Origin of the sequence: Pedobacter sp. P26 (genome assembly GCF_050632135.1) — a bacterium.
Lineage (GTDB): Bacteria > Bacteroidota > Bacteroidia > Sphingobacteriales > Sphingobacteriaceae > Pedobacter.
The window spans coordinates 4,589,000-4,607,887 of record NZ_CP192574.1 but is presented as its reverse complement, the minus strand read 5'-3'; the positions used below and the strand labels follow the sequence as shown (position 1 = coordinate 4,607,887).

Sequence of the window (18,888 nt, the reverse complement as noted above, 5' to 3'; positions counted from 1 at the left end):
CATTCCCACGTAGGTGGGAATCTTAAAGCCATTGTATTACGATTCCCAATCAAGTTGGGAATGACGCTTCGACTCTCAGTTGAGGCGAACATTTAAATCCCCACCTCAAACGCATAACCCAAAAATTCAGGTACATTCAAACTTTCTACAATTTTCCAATCCTTCTTTTCTGCAATAAAATTGGGTTCAGTAAGGCCCGTAGATTTAGCCGCATTAGTGTAAAATTCCATTTTTGCAGGATGGCTTGGCGAGCAGGCATTATACGTTCTGCCGAATGCCTGTTTTTCCAAAAGGTTTACCGCAACGCCTACCGCATCTGTTTGATGAATCAGGTTCACCGGCGCTAAACCATTTGGTACATTACTTTTTCCGGCAAAGAATCTGCCAGGGTTACGGTCAGGACCAATTAAGCCTGCAAAGCGGATCACTGTGTAGTTTTCCGGAAATAGTTCCTTAAATAGTATTTCGGCGGCCAGAACGACCTTTCCCGAATCCGTATCGGGATTTGGCTCGCTGTTTTCATTTACTGTTTTGTTTTCATCCGCATAAACACTGGTCGAACTGATCAACACCACGTGTTTTGATTTATCTTTTGCAGCTGCTAAAATTGAGTTGACCTTTTGAGGATAATCAGGAAGTTCAGTCGAATTACGTCTTGGTGGAATGCAGATAAACAATACATCTGCATCAAAAAAATCCTGATCTGCTGAGATCTGAGCAGCCGTTAAATTGACCAGAAACGGCTGAATGCCTTCTTCTGAAAGTTTTGATAACTTTTCAGGAGTTGTGGTAGAGCCTTTAACCTGGTAAGACAATTGAATCAGTTTTCGGGCAAATGCCAGACCAAACCAGCCACAACCCAAAATCGATATGGTTTTAATGCTGTTTTTATGTGTCGTATTATATTGAATCATTTGCCCTAAAGATAAATAGTTGGCTTTATAATTTGCCCTGATTCGTGTCAATTCTGCTTTTTGTACATGGTTCTGGAAAGTTTTAATATGCCGTCATTATAAGAAGTAGGTTTGAAGTTGAATGCCTTTTCGAATTTGGTAGAATCGAAGTGATAATCATGATCGTACTGATAGTACATTTCTATAGTACCTGCAACTACCTTTTTAAATAACCCTGCTAAACGTAACATCAGTTTATTAATGATCAGATATTGAGGTTTGGTTTCATAAATCTTTGCAGCCATTGCTATAAAAGCTTTCCCTTTTAAAGGGGCTGCAGTTGGCAGGTGCCATATCTGGTTGCCAGAATCGGGTGTTTGTCCTAACAGGAATAAAGCTTTCCCCGCATCTTCAATGTATGTAAAACTGTGTAGCGTATTTGGATTTCCTATCCATTGCGCTTTGTTCTTTTTGGCAAACTTATTAAGTACCATCATATCAAAAAAGCTGTTCATGGAATCTGCTCCGTAAAAATCTGCCGCACGCGCAATGGTTACGTTTATTTTACCCGCTTTGGATTCATTCATTAATTGTTCGGCTATCTTTGCCCTTACTTCTCCTTTTAAACTACACGGATGGTAAGGTGTTGTTTCTATCATTGGGCCATTTACGAGGCCATACATATAAACATTATCGAAAAAAATTAACCTCGCACCAGTACGTTTAGTTAAGTTAATTACATTTTGAATAATAACCGGCCATTGTTGTTGCCATATTTTGATGTCGTAAACCAAACCGGCACACAGGTAGATTACTTTCGAACCTTCGGCAGCAGCGAAAAGTTCAGTTTCATTTAATAAATCGGCCTTAACCCAGCTTATATATGGGTTGCTTGTAGCTATTGGTTTTCTGCTAATCAGCCTAATGGTTTCGTTAGCATTGGTTAATTCTCTGGTTAGTGCGTTTGCTGTTGGTCCGCCGGCGCCAAGTATAGTATGCATATCATCATTCTTTGATTAGTTCAAAGTTATGCGGCATGGAACCATCAAAACGTTAACAAAAGATAAGGATTTTAGATTATTCCAGAATTGACGACTTTAATAGCCTGTTTGCTGGAAAATTGTCAACTCTTTTAGTGCAAAAGTGTTCTTTTACGGATCCGGGAAAGTGAGACAGGCGTAACACCTAAAAAGTTGGCAATAAAGTGTTGTGGAACGCGCTGGAAAACATCTCTTGCAATTTTCTCCAGTGCAATATAACGTTCCTCGGGGCTCTGGGTAATAAATGCAGCAACACGGTCCTCGTAACAGCAGATGTAATATTCAGCAATCAGACGGCCAAACCGCTCCATTTTCAATGCCAGAAGAGGGTGCTTTAACATTTGTTGGAGATTGTGTTGTGAGATCATCACCAATTCTGTTTCTTCAAGAGCCTGAATGTAATTGGCATTAGGTGTACGTCTCAGGAAACTTTTATAGGCACTCATTAACTCATTTTCAAAGCTAAAGTATCAGGTAATTTCCTGCCCGTCTTTAATATGGTAGTAACGAACGGCACCACAGGTAATAAAGCAGATGTAGTCGCACACTTTTCCTTCAACTGCAAAATGTTCTTTTTGCTTAGGATAGAAAAACTAAGGTATTGAATAAAGATTTCCCATTCCGCATCGTAAAACGTTACAAATTGGGTAATGCCGTTTCTAAATGCTTCAAGTTGAGCTCGTTTATCCATATCGATATTGAATCCGGTTTAAAGATACAGATTAATCAATTATGGTTATCCTTTGTCCAGATTGTAACAAGCCCTGCAACGTGGCTCATAACTTTCCTTTTCGCCCAATAAAACTGTAGTTTCATCGGCAACTGTACGGTAACTGTATAGGGCGGGGTTACCACAACAAACACAAACTGCATTTACCTTGGTAACATGCTCGGCAATGGCCATTAAGGCTGGCATAGGACCAAAAGGTTTACCTGTAAAATCCATATCCAGGCCGGCAACAATAACGCGTATTCCCCTATGGGCTAGTTTGTTGCAAACATCAGGTAGTTCATTGTCAAAAAACTGAGCCTCATCTATACCCACCACCTGTGTATTGGTGCCCAGTAATAAAATGGCTGACGCACTATCAACAGGGGTAGAGTTTATTGAATTTAAATCGTGCGAAACCACAGCGGTTTCATGGTAGCGGGTATCGGTACGGGGTTTAAAAATTTCGACATTCAGTTTAGCAATCTGTGCTCTCTTTAGCCTTCTGATCAATTCTTCCGTTTTACCAGAAAACATAGAACCACATACTACTTCTATACTTCCCGAAAATTCGCCTCTTCTCCTAAAATTTTGTTCGCTAAATAACATGCCTGTTTTTTTATTCCCCTAGGTCTATTCTTTAATTTTAAACTGAACAAATATGAGAATTATCTGTTGTTCCTGGGTATACACTTACTAACATAATTGGGGTAAAATCTTTTTATTTTCAGATAAAAGAAATGTATTTAGTGTGAGATAAATTCTGATAATTTAATTTCTGGTTTTATTAATGCTTTTTAAAGAAAAATGAAATAACAATAAAAGCAATAAGTGGAGTGGTAAATATGCCCAATAGTATCGATCCGCCAAAACCAAACCACGTATCTCGTCCATACCTGCCCAAAGCATATAAAACTGATATGATCAATAAAGCAAGAACTATTTCTATTATCCCCATAACCCAAATATAATTATTCTCCTCAAAAATTATAGGTAAAGCTGATCACAGGCAAACAATAAACATATTTGTTACGTTTCTGTTATATATTGACCTGTTTTAGCAGTTAAGTATTTTATTGCAGGTATTTAAATATACTCCTTTTGGATTCCAAAGGAATGAATTAAATATGAAAATTATGTGTTATTTTTGAACACATAGTACCAACATAAACCGACTAAAAATTCGTTTTAATTTTATGATGAACCAACAAGATATTTTCAGAAAGATCGGCAGCATTTTAACAGAATTAAATGAGCAGTACCAGTTTTTAGCTCAAAATCCTCAACAATTGAATGATTTGGAGCTCGAGCTTTTCTCGCTAATGCCAATTTCCTTTCTGATCATGTTAATATCGTCAAAAAATTAAATGCCACAACAGAAAATAAATCAACTGAAGTTGGAAACCATACCTTGTTGGCCGAACAGAACACCATTATACTGCCAGAAGCTGAAAAAAGTTATATAGCGGATGATGAGTGTTTCGATCCGCAGGAACTGGAAGAAGTAGTAACAGCCCAGGAAGAAGAAGAACGGGTGGATGTAAAGCCTGAACAGGAGGTACTGGACGATGAAACGATTGAAGAAGAAAAAGCTGCGTCGATTTTGAATAAAGATTTCTTTAAACCCGACCAGGACGACCATACTTTTGAGTTTGTACTGGGTACACATGACGAAAGTGATCAGTTTGATTATGAAGCAAAACCGATAGCTATCGGATCTGTTGAAGAAATTTTCGATCGCCCTTTAAGCAAAGAAGAAGCAGAGATTTTAGCACGTAAAAAAATAATTCACGAGAAGGAAGATGCTTTAGCTTTTCAGGAAGAGTCTCTGCCAGCTGAAGAAGATGAAATTGGTCCTGAACCTTTTTTAATTCCGCACGAAGAAGAAGCGCCTGAAATAATTGCGGATGAAACACCTGTTGTGGATACTAAAATAGAAGAACCTATGCCGGTAGCTGCTCATCAGCCTATTGAGGCACTGAAGGATGTTAAACTGGATGATCCTGTTATTTCGCCGCCCGTTGAGCAGGAGCGTCCGTTATTTACCCCGGAAGCTGTTCCTGTAAAACCAACTCCACAGCCAACAGCTGCTAAACCAGCCCCAAGTTTAAACGACTTACTGGCTAAAACAAACAGCCAGAATAATGAACCTGTTAAAGCTCCGATTGCTGATTTAAAACAGGCGATTAATTTAAATGAGAAGTTACTCTTCATTAAAGATCTCTTTAATGGATATAATCTCGCCTATTCGGAAGTAATTGATATTATTAATAAGATGAGTAGCTTCGAAGCCGCAGATAGCTACCTTCAGCATAATTATGCAGCGAAAAATAACTGGGCCAATAAACAGGCCACTGTTGATCAGTTTTATGAATTGCTTAATAGAAGGTTTAGTAAGTAGGGCGGATGGCGTTTGGTGGATAGCGTAATATTGTGCTCGTTATCTTACTAATTCGGTCGTCATCTCGACTGAAGCGTAGCGAAATGGAGAGATCTATACAAGTGAGATTTCTCGATCGACTTGCACTCCGCCCAAAATGACGTATCTTTCTTAATTACGCGAAATATCGACTCCGGACTAGAGACTTCAGACTCAGGACTAAATAAATCCCATCCGGTTAGAATCGAGTTTTATAAAGATAAACAGCAAATACGAAATTAAATTCATTTAATTTTAAACAGGCTCTAAATGGCGATAAAAAACAATTTTGGTTTTTTCATCAGGAAATGAAGGTTAAGTGTTTCACGGGTGCTGTAGCCCCGCCATCATTTCAATCTTTTTGCTAAGGCTGCTGCACAATATGAATATAACTGCTTCAAAAAGTATTTTCATTTTGTCGGGTTTATTAATCCAGGATAGAAGCACAGAATTGACGACCTAAACCCCATAAAAGCGAACACGAAGTAAAGCGTTTAGCGGGAGCGGGCAATAATTTTAATGCAGGTTGTGCTTTCCAAAAAACAACCAATATCTCCTGTTTTGATCATCTGAGGTAAAGATCTTAAAATCACCTCACGATGACATTCTATACTTCGAGGTATCGACTCCAGACTAAAGACTTCAGACTTAGGACTAAATAAATCCCATCCGGTTAGAATCAAGCTTTAAAAAGATAAACAGCAAAATCGTAAAACTCCATAATGATGAACCGCCGTAACTAATAAAGGGTAGCGGAATCCCGATTACCGGAATAATACCAATGGTCATTCCGATATTGATGAATACATGGAAAAAGAGGATGCAAGCCACACTGTAGCCGTAAACCCTCGAGAAGGTAGACCGCTGCCTTTCTGCCAGGTTAATCAATCTCAATAATAAAAACATATATAAGCCGATTACAACTGAACAGCCCACAAAGCCCCATTCCTCGCCAATGGTAGAGAAGATAAAGTCGGTACTTTGCGCGGGTACATAACCGTATTTAGTTTGCGTACCCTGTAAAAAACCACGACCGGTTGCCTGTCCTGAACCAATGGCAATCTGCGATTGGATTACATTATAACCTGCGCCCTTATTATCGGCTTTAAGACCTAACATCAGCTCGATACGGCTACGCTGATGCGGCGCCAAAACTTTTTCGTAGGCAATTTTAACCACAAATAAATAAGCAATGGCGATAATGGTTACCAATACGGTAGAAATAATGATTTTCTGTTTTCGCCTGTTATTGTAGATGAAAAGTCCGCCAATAGTGGTGAGGATAAGAACCAGAATGTAAGTTGGTACCAGGAAATCGGCCACAAACAGTACAATCATCCCAAGGAAAATTAACAGGAAATAACCTGATAAGCCCTCCCGGTATAAAGGGAACATAAAAGCGAGGAAAACCAGTGCAGAGCCCGTATCGGGTTGCAGCATGATCAATAAAAGAGGTGCCAGTACAATCAATCCGGCTATTACAATTGATTTAAAATCTCTGAATTTGGGATTAAATGTGCTTACATATCTCGCGAGCAGCAAGGCAGTACCGAATTTGGCAAACTCTGAGGGTTGCAACCTAAAGGAACCAATGGGGATCCAGGCCTGGTTTCCACCTACATTTCGTCCTACAAACAATACCACAACGAGTAAAAAGAGGGTAGCGCCGTAAATAAAGGGCGCAAATACGTTAAACAACCTTCCGTCGAACAATAAAATCGATAAACCCAATATCAGACCGGTAATCACATATATTAACTGTTTGCCATAACTGCTTGCAAAATCGAAACCTGCAGCTTTATCGGGATTGTAAATAGATGCATAAACATTTATAAAACCAACTGCACATAAAGCAATGTAGATTAAAACGGTAATCCAATCTACATTAAAAAAGAAACGGTTTCCCTGTTGTTGGATCATTACTTATTGGTTACAGGTTTAAGGGTTACAATAGGTTGATTTACTCTCGGCTTAGTGGCAGCGGTTTGTTTTAGTATTGCCGGTTTTATTTTTAAACTGTCTTTAACCCTTTTAAGCGAATCTGTCTTTCTTAGTTTTAAACTGTCTAATTTTGTCAGTTTAACTTTTTTTGTCTTATCGATTAATGCGGGTAAAAGATTGGTTTCGGAGAACGCTTTAACAGTATAACCATTCGAACGTGGCTTAATGCTGTCAGTTAAGTATTTTTCAACCATAAAACTCGATATTGGTGCAGCATACGAACCTCCAAAGCCACCATTTTCTACAATCACTGCAATGGCAATTTTAGGCTTGTCCATTGGTGCAAAACCGATAAAAACCGAGTGGTTTTTGCCATGTGGGTTTTGTACGGTTCCGGTTTTTCCGCACATTACGATATTGGGTATCTGAGATTCTTTTGCTGTTCCCCAGGGACTGTTTACTGCATCCCGCATTCCATCAATTACAATAGGGAAGTATTTCTCATCTATACCCACATAGTTTTTAACCACATATTCTTTTTTAACTACATTTTTATCTCCGATGCCTTTGATTAAGTGGGGCTTTAAATAATAACCACGGTTGGCAATTGCCGCCATAACGTTTGCCATTTGTAATGGGGTAGAGGTAATCTCACCCTGACCAATGGCCTGCGAAATTACAGTAGTGTAACCCCAGCGTTTCCCATAAATTTTATCGTAATGCTCAGCCTGGTAAAATATTCCCTTTTTCTCAAAAGGCATATCGATGCCCAATTTCTGGCCAAAACCCCATTTCGCAATTTGCTCATGCCAATTGGTATAAGTCTGGCGTTGGTTTTTCATGCCGTTTTTAGTAATGATGTTCTGAAAAACATGGCAGAAATAGGTATTGCAGGAACGGGCAATACCGCGTTGCATATTGATGGTACCATCTACGTGCTCGCATTTTACTTTATGATTTCCGGCCATGTAATAACCTGGACAGAAAAAGGTCGTATTTGGATCAATTGCGCCATCCTGAAGTGCTACCAAAGCATCCACAGGTTTAAATGATGATCCGGGTGAATATTGTCCTGCAATAGGCCTTACAATCTGCGGACGATAAGGATTTGCAATCAAACTCATGTAGTTTTTGCCCCAGTCTTTACCTACCAATTGATTAGGGTCGTAGCCAGGGCTGCTTACAAAAGCCAGGATTTCACCGGTTGAAGGTTCGATGGCAACAATTGCACCTACTTTATTTTTCATCAATTCTTCGCCAAGGCGTTGGATCCTGATGTCTAAAGAAGAAATTAAACGATCTCCTGATACGGCATTTACATCATATTTTCCGTTGGCATAACTGCCCTGGGCAATGTTTTTAGCATCGTATAATGTATTGATCACTCCCTTTTCACCCCTTAAAAAATCTTCATAAGATCGCTCGAGGCCACTTTTTCCAATAAAATCGCCTGGTTTATAATAACCATCCGATTTTTCAATATCATCGGGACTTACTTCCTTAACATAACCGAAAAGCTGTCCGGCTATACTATCAGGATAATGCCTGATCGTCCTATCCTGCGTTCTGAAGCCCGGAAAACGGTACATAATTTCCTGTAGACGTGCGTAACTCTGTACAGAAATCTGTCTTTCGAAAAATGTAGACTGATAAGAAGACTGTGCCCTTGCTTTTTTCAGTTTTTTACGTACATCCTCAACAGTAATTTCTAAAGCATTGGCTAATCCAAGGGTATCGAATGGTTTAACTTCGTTTGGAGTAACCATTAAATCGTAAACGGGTTCGTTCTGTACAATTACCTTCATGTTGCGGTCGAGGATGGCACCACGGGCAGGGAATTTATAAATTTTACGCAACACGTTACTTTCGGCAGAGCTGAAGGCTTTATCGCTAATAATCTGGATATAAAATAACTTTCCCAATAAAATCAGGGCGATTACAATAAATAATCCTTGAACGATATATTTCCGGTTAAATAACTGATCCATTAACGTGGTGTTCTTCTATAGAATATAAACTCTACCAATAAAATAATAAGTAGCGTAAAGATACAACTTAAACCGCATCTCATTAAGGTATAACCAATTTCGGTTAGCTTAAAAGTTTCTAAAAAGAACAGCACCAGATGGTGTGTAATCACGCAGAGAAAAGTATAAAGTGAAAACCATTGAAAACCCATATAACTTAATGAAGGTTCTGGGTCGTCAATTGCGTCGCGGTTTAAACTGATTGAAATAAAAGAAATCCTTACAAAAGCTAATACCACACATGCCGTAGCATGTACGCCCATGGTATCGTAAAAAGCATCGAGGGTTAATCCTGTTATAAAGGCCAGTAAATACAATACGATATTCGGAATGCCAAAAGGAAGCAGAAGTAAAAACAGTACATAGATAAACGGTGTAGAAAGATCATAAAAGCCCATATTCTTGAGCAGGAATATCTGCACAAAAAGTAGCAAAAACCACCTGATCACATTTACAATTATGATTCTACTATTCATTCGGTTTCGCGATGCCTTCTAAAGCTTTTTGCTCTTCAGCCTTTTTATATTTAACCACATATACATATTGCAATGTGCTAAAATCTGTAAATAAATTTAATTCTGCCGATAAGAAATTATCATTGGTAGCCACATTTGGCTTGCTGATCCTGCCGACCAGAATCCCTTTCGGAAAAGATGCAAAACCCGAAGTCACTACCGTATCGCCCACATACATTTTAATGTGGTTGGGTACTTCCTTGATAAATGCCTTTTTAATGTCGAAATTGCCATCGCCCCAAACCAAAGAGCCTAAAGCGTTATTCTTTTTCAAAGTCACACTTATTTTGGTGTCTTTATGCAATAGTGATTGGATGGTTGCGAGGTGCTCAGAAACATCGCGGATAAAGCCAACCACGCCTTTTTGCGGTGCAATAACGGCCATTCCGGCTTTAATGCCGTCAACGCTCCCTTTATTGATCGTCATGATGTTATTGCGCAAAGTAATAGAGTTTTTAATCACTTTAGCGGCAAGATAGGTGTAATCCTGATTGGTAATGGTATCAACAACCTTAACATCTTTAGCAGTATCAACAGTAGTTAAACTTAACAGCTGACTTTTAAGCTTGGCATTTTCTGCTGCAAGGCTATCGTTTACCATCCCCAGGTTTAAATAGCGTTTAAAAACATTCAACCTTTCGTAAGCAGTGCCCACCACCTCATTGGTAGAGTTTAAGGTTACGCTACGCTGATAGGAATTGTTCTTCACCGTTAGGTAGAGCCCAATGATAAAAAAATGATAAACAGGAAAAATGCGTTGTATCTGCTGATGAAAATCCAAAGGTTACGCATTGCTCATGAGATATGAGATATCAGATGTGAGATATGAGTTTGGATAATTAGTCTCAAATCTCATATCTCACATCTCAAATCCAGGTTATTGCATTAAGAATTTATATCCGCCAATATTTTTAAGGGCGATTCCGGTTCCGCGTACTACTGCACGAAGCGGATCTTCTGCAACGTGAACAGGTAATTTAGTTTTAGCTGCTACACGTTTGTCTAATCCTCTTAATAATGCACCACCACCGGTTAAATAAATACCAGTTTGGTAAATATCTGCCGAAAGTTCCGGAGGGGTAATCTCTAAAGCTTTTAAAATTGCTTCTTCAATTTTAGAGATCGATTTATCTAAGCAGTGTGCAATTTCGGTATAAGAAACGGTGATCTGTTTTGGGACACCCGTCATTAAATCGCGACCTTGAACCGCAAAATCGGCAGGAGCATCCTGTAACTCTGGTAAAGCTGCACCAACCTCAATTTTAATTTTTTCAGCAGTACGGTCGCCAATCATGATGTTGTGTTGACGGCGGATGTAGTTTACAATGTCAGAGTCAAAGTTATCTCCCGCAACACGGATCGATTGATCGCAAACAATACCAGATAAAGCGATAACCGCAATTTCAGTGGTACCACCACCTATATCGATAATCATGTTACCCATTGGCTCTTCCACATCAATCCCGATACCTACCGCAGCAGCCATTGGCTCATGGATCAGATATACTTCTTTTGCTCCTGCAATCTCTGCAGAGTCGCGCACCGCACGTTTTTCTACTTCAGTAATACCAGATGGGATACAGATTACCATACGTAAAGAAGGAAACATCCAGCCTTTACCGCCGTTAAGCATACGGATCATCCCTTTAATCATCGCTTCAGCAGCATTGAAATCGGCAATTACTCCATCCTTTAGTGGACGAACGGTTTTAATATTATCGTGGGTTTTACCCTCCATTTGCATTGCCTGACGACCTATAGCAATGACTTTGTTTGTGGTACGATCGAAAGCAACGATAGATGGCTCATCTACAACTACTTTGTCGTTATGTATAATCAGGGTGTTCGCAGTACCTAAATCGATGGCAACTTCTTGCGTAAACCAGTTAAATAATCCCATGTAAGGTATGTTTTCTTTATTTTGTCAAATCTATACTATTCCTAATGTAAAAATAGCTTTTTTATTGTTTTAAGTTTTATTTTCTTCAGTTATTAAATTGTTTTTAAGGCAATTAAAATGTTTAAAAAATCAAAACCTATAATAATTGGGTTTGAACTGTTTTTGATATAAGATAATGCACAAAAACCTTTCGCCTTTAAACCCTCAACCTTCTACCTTTCTAATGTTTAAAGTGTCTTACCCCGGTGGTTACCATGGCAATACCTTTTTCGTTTGCTTTTGCAACAGAATCGGCATCTTTAATCGATCCGCCTGGTTGCAAAACAGCAGTAATTCCGGCCTCGGCAGCAATTTCAACACAATCCGGGAAAGGAAAGAAAGCATCAGAAGCCATTGCAGCACCTTTAACGCTGAAACCGAATGAAGCCGCTTTTTCAATCGCTTGTCTTAAGGCATCAACACGTGAAGTTTGGCCAACACCGCTTGCAATCAACACATCATCTTTAACCAAAACAATGGTATTCGATTTTGTGTGTTTTACAATTTTGTTAGCAAAGAAAAGATCTTTCAACTCTTGTGCTGTTGGTGCTTTATCGGTAACAGTGGTCATTTGCTCCGGACCTTCGATAATTAAATCTTTATCCTGCTCAATTACACCATTTAATAAGGTTTTAAATTGTTTCTTGCTCAATTCAACCTCGTTGCGTTGTAAAATTACGCGGTTTTTCTTTTTGCTGAACAGCTCGACTGCTTCTGGCTGGTAAGAAGGAGCTATCAACACCTCAAAAAACAAGTTGTTGATTTCCTCTGCTGTTTCCAGGTCAACTTCCACATTGGTGATCAATACTCCACCGAAAGCAGAAACCGGGTCGCAGGCTAAAGCATCAATCCAGGCTTGTTTAACGGTCGGGCGTGAGGCAATACCACAGGCATTTGTATGTTTTAAGATCGCAAAAGTTGGATCTTCAAATTCGTCGATCAAAGCAACTGCTGCATCCACATCAACCAGGTTGTTGTACGAAAGCTCTTTACCATTAAGTTTGGTAAACATGGCGTCTAAATCACCATAAAATACACCACTTTGATGAGGGTTTTCGCCATAACGTAAAGTTTTAGCTTCAGTTACACTTTGTTTAAAAACATCAAGCGGCTCTTCAGTATTGAAATAATTAAAAATTGCAGTATCGTAATGAGAAGAAGTATGGAATGCTTTTTTAGCAAATGTTTTACGCTGAGCTAAGGTAGTTTCGCCATTTTGTTCTGCCAATTGGGCTTCTAAAGTAGGATAGTCATTTTTTGATGCGATAATCACCACATCGTTGAAGTTTTTAGCAGCGGCACGGATTAAGGAAATACCACCAATGTCTATTTTTTCAATAATTTCTTCTGGTGTTCCGCCTGCTTTTACAGTTTCTTCAAATGGATATAAGTCAACAATAACCAAATCAATTTCAGGGATCTCATATTCAGCAATCTGCTCCTGGTCGCCAGCTAAAGCTCTGCGGTTTAAAATTCCGCCAAATACTTTTGGGTGTAAAGTTTTAACACGTCCGCCTAAAATAGATGGATAACCGGTTAAATCTTCAACCGCCGTAACCGGAAGATTTAAATCTTTGATGAATTGTTCTGTTCCACCGGTAGAAAATAACTGCACACCTTGCGAGGCTAACAATTTTACCAATGGCTCCAAACCATCTTTATAATATACTGAGATTAAAGCGTTTTTGATTTTAATGGATTGACTCATTCGACTGAAAATTTTGAGCCGCAAAGGTAGTAAAACAGGATTGTTTTTTAATGAGATTTACCGATCAATATTAAATTTTATTCCACTATATATAATAATGTATAGTGGCCAGTCAGGTTGGCTATGCTAAATTTATTTTAATAGCCTTATTAACCTGTGTCGAATCATTTATTTACTGATCTTTTTAACAATGGTTTCCACCACACGAGGATAATGCTGGTGTTCCAGCTGCTGACCTTTAAATTTTACCATTTCAAGGTTATCGCTCTTATCTATTCTGTAGCGGGCCTGGTAAATGTATTCGCCTTCGTCATAGTTTTCATTCACATAGTGGATGGTGATTCCACCTTCGGTTTCGCCTGCGGCCATAACGGCGTGGTGTACATGATCTCCGTACATACCCTTACCTCCAAATTTAGGAAGGATTGCAGGATGGATATTCACAATTCTGCCGGGGTAAGCATGGATCAGGTTTTTAGGGATCAGCCAAAGAAAGCCTGCCAGCACAATAAAATCGATTTCAAGATTTTTGAGAAGATCCACAACTTCATCGGTTTTATAGAATTCGTTTTTGTCGAAAATATGAGTGGGGATTTCGAAATTATCAGCTCTCTGTAATACATAAGCGTCGGCATTGTTGGTTAATACCAAAGATATTTCTATTTCATTACTCCGTTTAAAATGCTCCATCAGTTTTTGGGCATTGGAGCCAGAACCTGATGCAAAGATGGCTATTCGTTTTTTCACTCAAAAATCGTTTGGTCCAAAAATAGTATTTTTAAGCCTGTTTTCTTAATCCAAAGGAAATTTTATTGAATTAAGTTAAAGTATTTATAATGAATAATTTTAATGTATTTTTGTCCTTCGGAAATAGGGTTCAATTTTAATGAAAAAAAGTTGAAAGTGTTTTGTAATTTAAAAACATTAATCCTATATTTGCAACCCGAATTATAGGAAACGAATAAGAAAAATAAAAGGCTAAATAGAAATGGCAAATCATAAATCTTCATTAAAAAGAATTAGAGCAAACGCAACAAAACGTTTACGTAACAGATATCAGGCAAAAACTACACGTACCTTTATTAAAAGATTACGTGCTGCAGAAGATAAAAAATCTGCATCTGATTTATTGCCTAAAGTAATCTCTATGTTAGATCGTTTAGCTAAAAAGAATATTATCCACAAAAACAAAGCGGCAAATAACAAATCAAAATTAACGAAATTCGTTAATGGTTTAAAAATAAGCCAATTTTTTTACGATATTAAGGCATCCTAATCAAAAGTTAGGATGCTTTTTTTCTAAAAAAATGAAAAATTACGAACAGAAAGTAGGGATAAAGTTATGGGCTGAAGAAGATCGCCCACGTGAAAAACTTTTATTACACGGCCGAAGACATTTAACAGATGCCGAACTGATTGCTATTTTAATTGGCTCTGGAAGTAAAAATGAAACCGCTGTAGATTTAAGTAAAAGGATTTTGTCTTTTTACGATCACAATTTAACAAAACTGGGAAAAGCTTCTATTCTGGATCTTTCCAGGTTTAAAGGTATTGGAGAAGCCAAAGCATTAACTATTATTGCCGCTCTAGAGTTGGGTTTGAGGCGAAAGGAAACCACAGAGGAGGTGATTACGCATGTAACTACTTCTAATGATGTTTATAAATATTTACATCAAACCTTTGCCAATCTCAATCACGAAGAGTTCTGGATATTGCTGCTAAACAGGTCTAACCGGGTAATCGGTAAATTTTTGATCAGTAAAGGTGGGCAGGCAGGTACAGTAGCCGATCCGAAAATTATTTTTAAAACAGCTTTAGAAAACAATGCCGCAAATATTGTATTGGCGCATAACCATCCTTCAGGGAATATAAAGCCCAGCGAGAGCGACGATAAACTGACAAAGAATATGGTTGCCTCAGGCAATTTGCTTGGTTTGTATGTGGTTGATCACCTGATTTTTGCCAATAACCGCTACTATAGTTATAGAGATGAAGATTTAATTTAAAAGATATCAGGTTGTTAAAGTACAATTAACGTTAAATTATTATAATAGCGGCTTAAAATTAGGCGTTACTTGCTAACCGGAATTAATTAATAGTGTAATTATGTTTATGAATACTTTAAAAATCATCCCTGTTTTCCTTTTATTAACGATTATGGCTTTCGCTCAAAAAAAGCTGTTCCAATTAATATCGTCACGTATAACATCCGCTTAAATGTAGCATCAGATGGTGTTAACGCCTGGCCAAACCGAAAAGATAATGTAAAAGCTTTAGTGAAATTTCATGATGCCGATATTCTTTGCGTTCAGGAAGCTTTGCCTGAACAATTTGATGCATTGCTCGAAAATTCCAATTTCGATGTGGTAGGTGTTGGTCGAGATGATGGAAAAAGAAAAGGAGAATTTTCGGCTGTTTATTTCGACAAAGATCGCTTTATGAAAAAAGATGGCGGAACGTTTTGGCTGTCGCAAACACCCGATGTGCCTTCAAAAGGATGGGATGCCGCTTTAAACCGCGTGTGTAGCTGGGTTAAACTGTACGATAAACTGAACGAAAAAGAATTTATCGTTTTTAATACCCATTATGATCATATTGGGGTTCAGGCGAGGATTGAATCGGCCAAATTGTTGAAACAGAAAATACAGCAGATTGCACCAGCATTACCTGTTATTTTTACCGGCGATTTAAATGTAACGCCTGAAACAGAAGCCATTGCAACCATTAAATCTTTTCTGACCGATGCTAAAGAGGTTTCGGTAGAACCACCTTATGGCCCTGCAGGTACTTTTAATGGTTTTCATTTCGATAGCGACCTGAAAGACCGGATTGATTACATTTTTGTAAACAAAGGTTTTAAGGTGCAAAAGTTTGCCGTTTTAACAGATAGTAAAGACAAAAGGTATTATTCTGATCACCTGCCAGTTTTTTGTAGACTTTTCTTTCAATAAATGCTACTAAAAGCCCTGTCAGTCTTTCCATTTCAGTTCGAATTTTCTGGTACCCAATACCATTATCATTATATTTTCGAAACGCTCGCATTTATAATTGGTGTCAGGCTTTATTACTATTATAAAAAAGGCATTGTAGATCAGATTTCTGACGAAAACAGGCTGTGGATTATGTTGGGAGCGATGTTAGGCGCGCTGATAGGCTCGCGGGTTGTAGCAGTACTCGAAACTCCTGAAGTAATCAATCACCTGACGTTTTCAATTTTATATCAAAGTAAAACTATCGTTGGTGGCCTGCTTGGAGGGTTGTTTGGCGTAGAATTAATAAAAAAGATAATTGGTGTGAAGGTTGCCTCTGGGGATATTTACGTAATCCCCATTTTAGTGGCGCTGATTATCGGACGCATCGGCTGCTTTTCTATGGGAATTGATGAGCCAACCTATGGTATTCGTACCCATCTTTTTACAGGGATGGATTTGGGCGATGGTATACCCCGGCACCCCATTATGCTTTACGAAATAGTTTACCTCGTGCTTTTGATTTTTCTTTTTAACCGCTTAAAGCATAAAGAACTGATCAATGGCGACCGCTTTAAACTATTTATGGTATTGTATTTCTTTTTCCGCTTTTTAATCGAATTTATTAAGCCATACCAACCATTATTTTTAAATTTAAGCAGCATTCATTGGTCTGCATTGTTTATTTTTATTTATTATTATAGATTCATCATCAGGATTTCTAAAAAGATAGCTGCTAAAAAGTAAACATTATGGCCAATACCAGAGATTATATATACTACGATTATACCAAGAGCCTTTGTCCGGAATGTTTACAGCTTTGCGATGCGAAAATTGTTTTTCAGGATGCTAAAGTGTTTATGTTGAAAAACTGCAGAACGCATGGTGATAGTAAAGTGATGATTGCTGATGATGTTGAATACTACAAGCAGATCCGGAATTATAATAAACAATCGGAAATGCCGCTTAAGTTTAATACCAAAGTGCATTACGGTTGTCCTTACGATTGTGGCTTGTGTACTGATCATGAACAACATTCGTGTTTAACCGTAATAGAGGTTACTGATCGTTGCAACCTGGCCTGTCCGACTTGCTACGCCATGTCGTCGCCAAATTATGGCAGGCACCGTACGCTGGAAGAAGTAGAGCGCATGATGGATGTTGTAGTGGCCAACGAGGGCGAGCCTGATGTGGTTCAGCTTTCGGGTGGGGAGCCAACAGTTCACCCTGATTTTTTTAAGATTTTAGATCTCGCAAAAACCAAACCCATTAAACACCTGATGGTGAATACCAACGGGATCAGGATTGCCAAGGATATTAATTTTGTGGAAAAACTGGCAAGTTATATGCCTGATTTTGAAATCTACCTGCAGTTTGATAGTTTCAGTCCCGAAGTATTAACAAAGCTAAGGGGCGAAGACCTTACCGAAGTGCGAAGAAAAGCGATCGATCATTTAAATGAGTTTAATGTATCTACTACTTTGGTAGTAACTTTGCAAAACGGGTTGAATGATCATGAAATTGGCGATATTTTGGACTATGCATTAAAGCAGAAATGTGTTCGCGGCGTTACTTTCCAACCTACTCAGGTTGCCGGAAGAAATGATGACTATAACGATCAGCAGGGAAGAATCACCTTAACTGAGGTACGAAGAAAAATTTATGAGCAATATCCAACCTTTACCCCACAGGATTTAATTCCTGTGCCATGTAACCCTGATGCATTATGTATGGCTTATGCTTTAAAAATTGGTGATGAGGTGATCCCGATGACACATTTGATCAATCCCGAAGATTTGCTCAACAATTCAAAAAATACCATCGTATTCGAACACGATGAAAAATTGAAAGAGCACATGCTCAACTTGTTTAGCACAGGTGTTTCTGTAGATTGTGCCGAAGATACCTTTGGCGAATTGATGTGTTGCCTGCCCAGGGTAAAATCAGATAGTTTAAGTTATGATAATTTATTTCGGATCATTATCATGAATTTTATGGACCCGCTGGACTTTGATGTGCGTGCAGTTAAAAAATCATGTGTGCACATTGTGAGCGATAAATATAAAATGGTTCCTTTCGAAACCATGAATATCTTTTACCGCGACAATAAAATAGATCTGATTAGGGAAAAATTAAATATGAACTAATATGGGTGGTTTATTTGCCTTATTTGTGATCTATTGTCTTACTGCAATCGTACTTTTTGTAGTTGGGATTATTCAGATTATTATTAAATCATCCAGGAACGAACCTGTAAAGCCCGGCTTGAAATTGCTTATTATTTCGGTAATTATGGTGGTAATCGGTTTTGGCGCTTGTGCCGTATTGCTCGCTAATAGTTAATTTCAAAATAAATCATGGGAATTTTTATTGTATATTGGGTAATTGTCGTATTGTTATTTGTAATTGGCATCATTCAGATCGTTGTAAAAGCAGCTAAAAATCAACCCGTTAAATCAGGTCTTAAATTGGTTATTGCTTCAGTGATCATGGTGGTAATAGGTGCCGGTGCATGTGCAGTCATTCTATCCAATCTGAATATTGGTCATTAGTCATTTATATTGTGTGTTTGAACCAGGGTTTTAGCGTTCCTAAGTCTCAAATCTCATGGCTGGAATCTCAAATCTCAATAATTTAGCTTTCTCCTTTGACCTTTAAATAATATCTTTGCGTTTTATAGAAATAGAGTATCAGTTGAGATTTGTCTTGATACCTGATACTCAAACTT

The 18,888-nt window shown here is 38.3% G+C and carries 22 protein-coding genes; 9 read left to right on the top strand and 13 right to left on the bottom strand.

Features of this window, described 5'->3' with window-relative positions; all coding sequences use genetic code 11:
* Nucleotides 1-92: 92 nt before the first annotated feature.
* The 6 genes from ACQ86H_RS21375 to ACQ86H_RS21350 form a co-directional block, all read right to left on the bottom strand.
* The gene (locus ACQ86H_RS21375) at nt 93-965 is read right to left on the bottom strand and encodes an SDR family oxidoreductase (protein WP_431292407.1); all 873 of its coding nucleotides are present in this window, start codon (nt 963-965) and stop codon (nt 93-95) included.
* The gene (locus tag ACQ86H_RS21370) at nt 962-1,894 is read right to left on the bottom strand and encodes an NAD-dependent epimerase/dehydratase family protein (protein ID WP_431292406.1); all 933 of its coding nucleotides are present in this window, start codon (nt 1,892-1,894) and stop codon (nt 962-964) included. The genes ACQ86H_RS21375 and ACQ86H_RS21370 overlap by 4 nt, the downstream gene beginning before the upstream one ends.
* Nucleotides 1,895-2,025: 131 nt before the next feature.
* Nucleotides 2,026-2,379, bottom strand: a complete 354-nt coding sequence (locus ACQ86H_RS21365) for a Crp/Fnr family transcriptional regulator (protein ID WP_138820595.1) — start codon at nt 2,377-2,379, stop codon at nt 2,026-2,028.
* Nucleotides 2,379-2,624 (bottom strand): hypothetical protein, encoded by a 246-nt coding sequence (locus ACQ86H_RS21360; protein ID WP_431292405.1) that lies wholly within the window; start codon nt 2,622-2,624, stop codon nt 2,379-2,381. The genes ACQ86H_RS21365 and ACQ86H_RS21360 overlap by 1 nt, the downstream gene beginning before the upstream one ends.
* 45 nt (nt 2,625-2,669) lie before the next feature.
* Complete coding sequence (locus ACQ86H_RS21355) at nt 2,670-3,251, bottom strand: thymidine kinase (RefSeq protein WP_138820597.1); 582 nt, start codon at nt 3,249-3,251, stop codon at nt 2,670-2,672.
* Nucleotides 3,252-3,429: 178 nt separating this feature from the next.
* The gene (locus ACQ86H_RS21350; RefSeq protein WP_168202361.1) at nt 3,430-3,600 is read right to left on the bottom strand and encodes a hypothetical protein; all 171 of its coding nucleotides are present in this window, start codon (nt 3,598-3,600) and stop codon (nt 3,430-3,432) included.
* Between the two features lie 238 nt (nt 3,601-3,838).
* Here ACQ86H_RS21350 and ACQ86H_RS21345 point away from each other — a divergent pair, with 238 nt between their 5' ends.
* A complete protein-coding gene (locus ACQ86H_RS21345) occupies nt 3,839-4,009 on the top strand; it encodes a hypothetical protein (protein ID WP_431292404.1) in 171 nt (56 codons plus the stop codon).
* A 47-nt stretch (nt 4,010-4,056) separates the two neighbouring features.
* Entirely contained in the window at nt 4,057-5,043 is a 987-nt protein-coding gene (locus ACQ86H_RS21340) for a hypothetical protein (protein WP_431292403.1), read from the top strand.
* A 672-nt stretch (nt 5,044-5,715) separates the two neighbouring features.
* On the opposite strand, the gene rodA is transcribed toward ACQ86H_RS21340, so the two are convergent.
* The 7 genes from rodA to ACQ86H_RS21305 all read right to left on the bottom strand — a co-directional run bounded on the left by rodA (nt 5,716) and on the right by ACQ86H_RS21305 (nt 13,938).
* Entirely contained in the window at nt 5,716-6,981 is a 1,266-nt protein-coding gene (rodA, locus tag ACQ86H_RS21335) for a rod shape-determining protein RodA (protein ID WP_431292402.1), read from the bottom strand.
* Nucleotides 6,981-8,990: a penicillin-binding protein 2 gene (mrdA, locus tag ACQ86H_RS21330; protein WP_431292401.1), complete on the bottom strand. Its 2,010-nt coding sequence runs from the start codon at nt 8,988-8,990 to the stop codon at nt 6,981-6,983. The genes rodA and mrdA overlap by 1 nt, the downstream gene beginning before the upstream one ends.
* Nucleotides 8,990-9,505: a rod shape-determining protein MreD gene (locus ACQ86H_RS21325; RefSeq protein ID WP_138820601.1), complete on the bottom strand. Its 516-nt coding sequence runs from the start codon at nt 9,503-9,505 to the stop codon at nt 8,990-8,992. The genes mrdA and ACQ86H_RS21325 overlap by 1 nt, the downstream gene beginning before the upstream one ends.
* On the bottom strand, nt 9,498-10,253 hold the full coding sequence (gene mreC, locus ACQ86H_RS21320; protein WP_431292400.1) for a rod shape-determining protein MreC: 756 nt from the start codon (nt 10,251-10,253) through the stop codon (nt 9,498-9,500). Before mreC ends, ACQ86H_RS21325 begins: the two co-directional genes overlap by 8 nt.
* Nucleotides 10,254-10,421: 168 nt before the next feature.
* Nucleotides 10,422-11,444 (bottom strand): rod shape-determining protein, encoded by a 1,023-nt coding sequence (locus ACQ86H_RS21315; protein ID WP_010601761.1) that lies wholly within the window; start codon nt 11,442-11,444, stop codon nt 10,422-10,424.
* Between the two features lie 220 nt (nt 11,445-11,664).
* Entirely contained in the window at nt 11,665-13,191 is a 1,527-nt protein-coding gene (purH, locus tag ACQ86H_RS21310; RefSeq protein ID WP_431292399.1) for a bifunctional phosphoribosylaminoimidazolecarboxamide formyltransferase/IMP cyclohydrolase, read from the bottom strand.
* Nucleotides 13,192-13,359: 168 nt separating this feature from the next.
* The gene (locus tag ACQ86H_RS21305; protein ID WP_138820604.1) at nt 13,360-13,938 is read right to left on the bottom strand and encodes a phosphoribosylglycinamide formyltransferase; all 579 of its coding nucleotides are present in this window, start codon (nt 13,936-13,938) and stop codon (nt 13,360-13,362) included.
* A gap of 241 nt (nt 13,939-14,179) precedes the next feature.
* On the opposite strand from ACQ86H_RS21305, the gene rpsT reads away from it, so the two are divergent.
* The 7 genes from rpsT (at nt 14,180) to ACQ86H_RS21270 (ending at nt 18,712) form a co-directional block, all read left to right on the top strand.
* Nucleotides 14,180-14,467, top strand: coding sequence for a 30S ribosomal protein S20 (rpsT, locus tag ACQ86H_RS21300; protein WP_431292398.1), 288 nt, complete (start codon nt 14,180-14,182; stop codon nt 14,465-14,467).
* A 31-nt stretch (nt 14,468-14,498) separates the two neighbouring features.
* On the top strand, nt 14,499-15,197 hold the full coding sequence (gene radC / locus ACQ86H_RS21295; RefSeq protein WP_138820605.1) for a RadC family protein: 699 nt from the start codon (nt 14,499-14,501) through the stop codon (nt 15,195-15,197).
* A gap of 141 nt (nt 15,198-15,338) precedes the next feature.
* On the top strand, nt 15,339-16,142 hold the full coding sequence (locus tag ACQ86H_RS21290) for an endonuclease/exonuclease/phosphatase family protein (RefSeq protein ID WP_431295438.1): 804 nt from the start codon (nt 15,339-15,341) through the stop codon (nt 16,140-16,142).
* The gene (locus ACQ86H_RS21285) at nt 16,143-16,907 is read left to right on the top strand and encodes a prolipoprotein diacylglyceryl transferase (protein WP_431292397.1); all 765 of its coding nucleotides are present in this window, start codon (nt 16,143-16,145) and stop codon (nt 16,905-16,907) included. It abuts the gene before it with no gap.
* A gap of 5 nt (nt 16,908-16,912) precedes the next feature.
* Complete coding sequence (locus ACQ86H_RS21280) at nt 16,913-18,307, top strand: radical SAM protein (protein ID WP_431292396.1); 1,395 nt, start codon at nt 16,913-16,915, stop codon at nt 18,305-18,307.
* Between the two features lies 1 nt (nt 18,308).
* A complete protein-coding gene (locus tag ACQ86H_RS21275; protein ID WP_138820609.1) occupies nt 18,309-18,503 on the top strand; it encodes a hypothetical protein in 195 nt (64 codons plus the stop codon).
* Between the two features lie 14 nt (nt 18,504-18,517).
* Nucleotides 18,518-18,712, top strand: a complete 195-nt coding sequence (locus ACQ86H_RS21270) for a hypothetical protein (protein WP_431292395.1) — start codon at nt 18,518-18,520, stop codon at nt 18,710-18,712.
* Nucleotides 18,713-18,888: the final 176 nt, after the last annotated feature.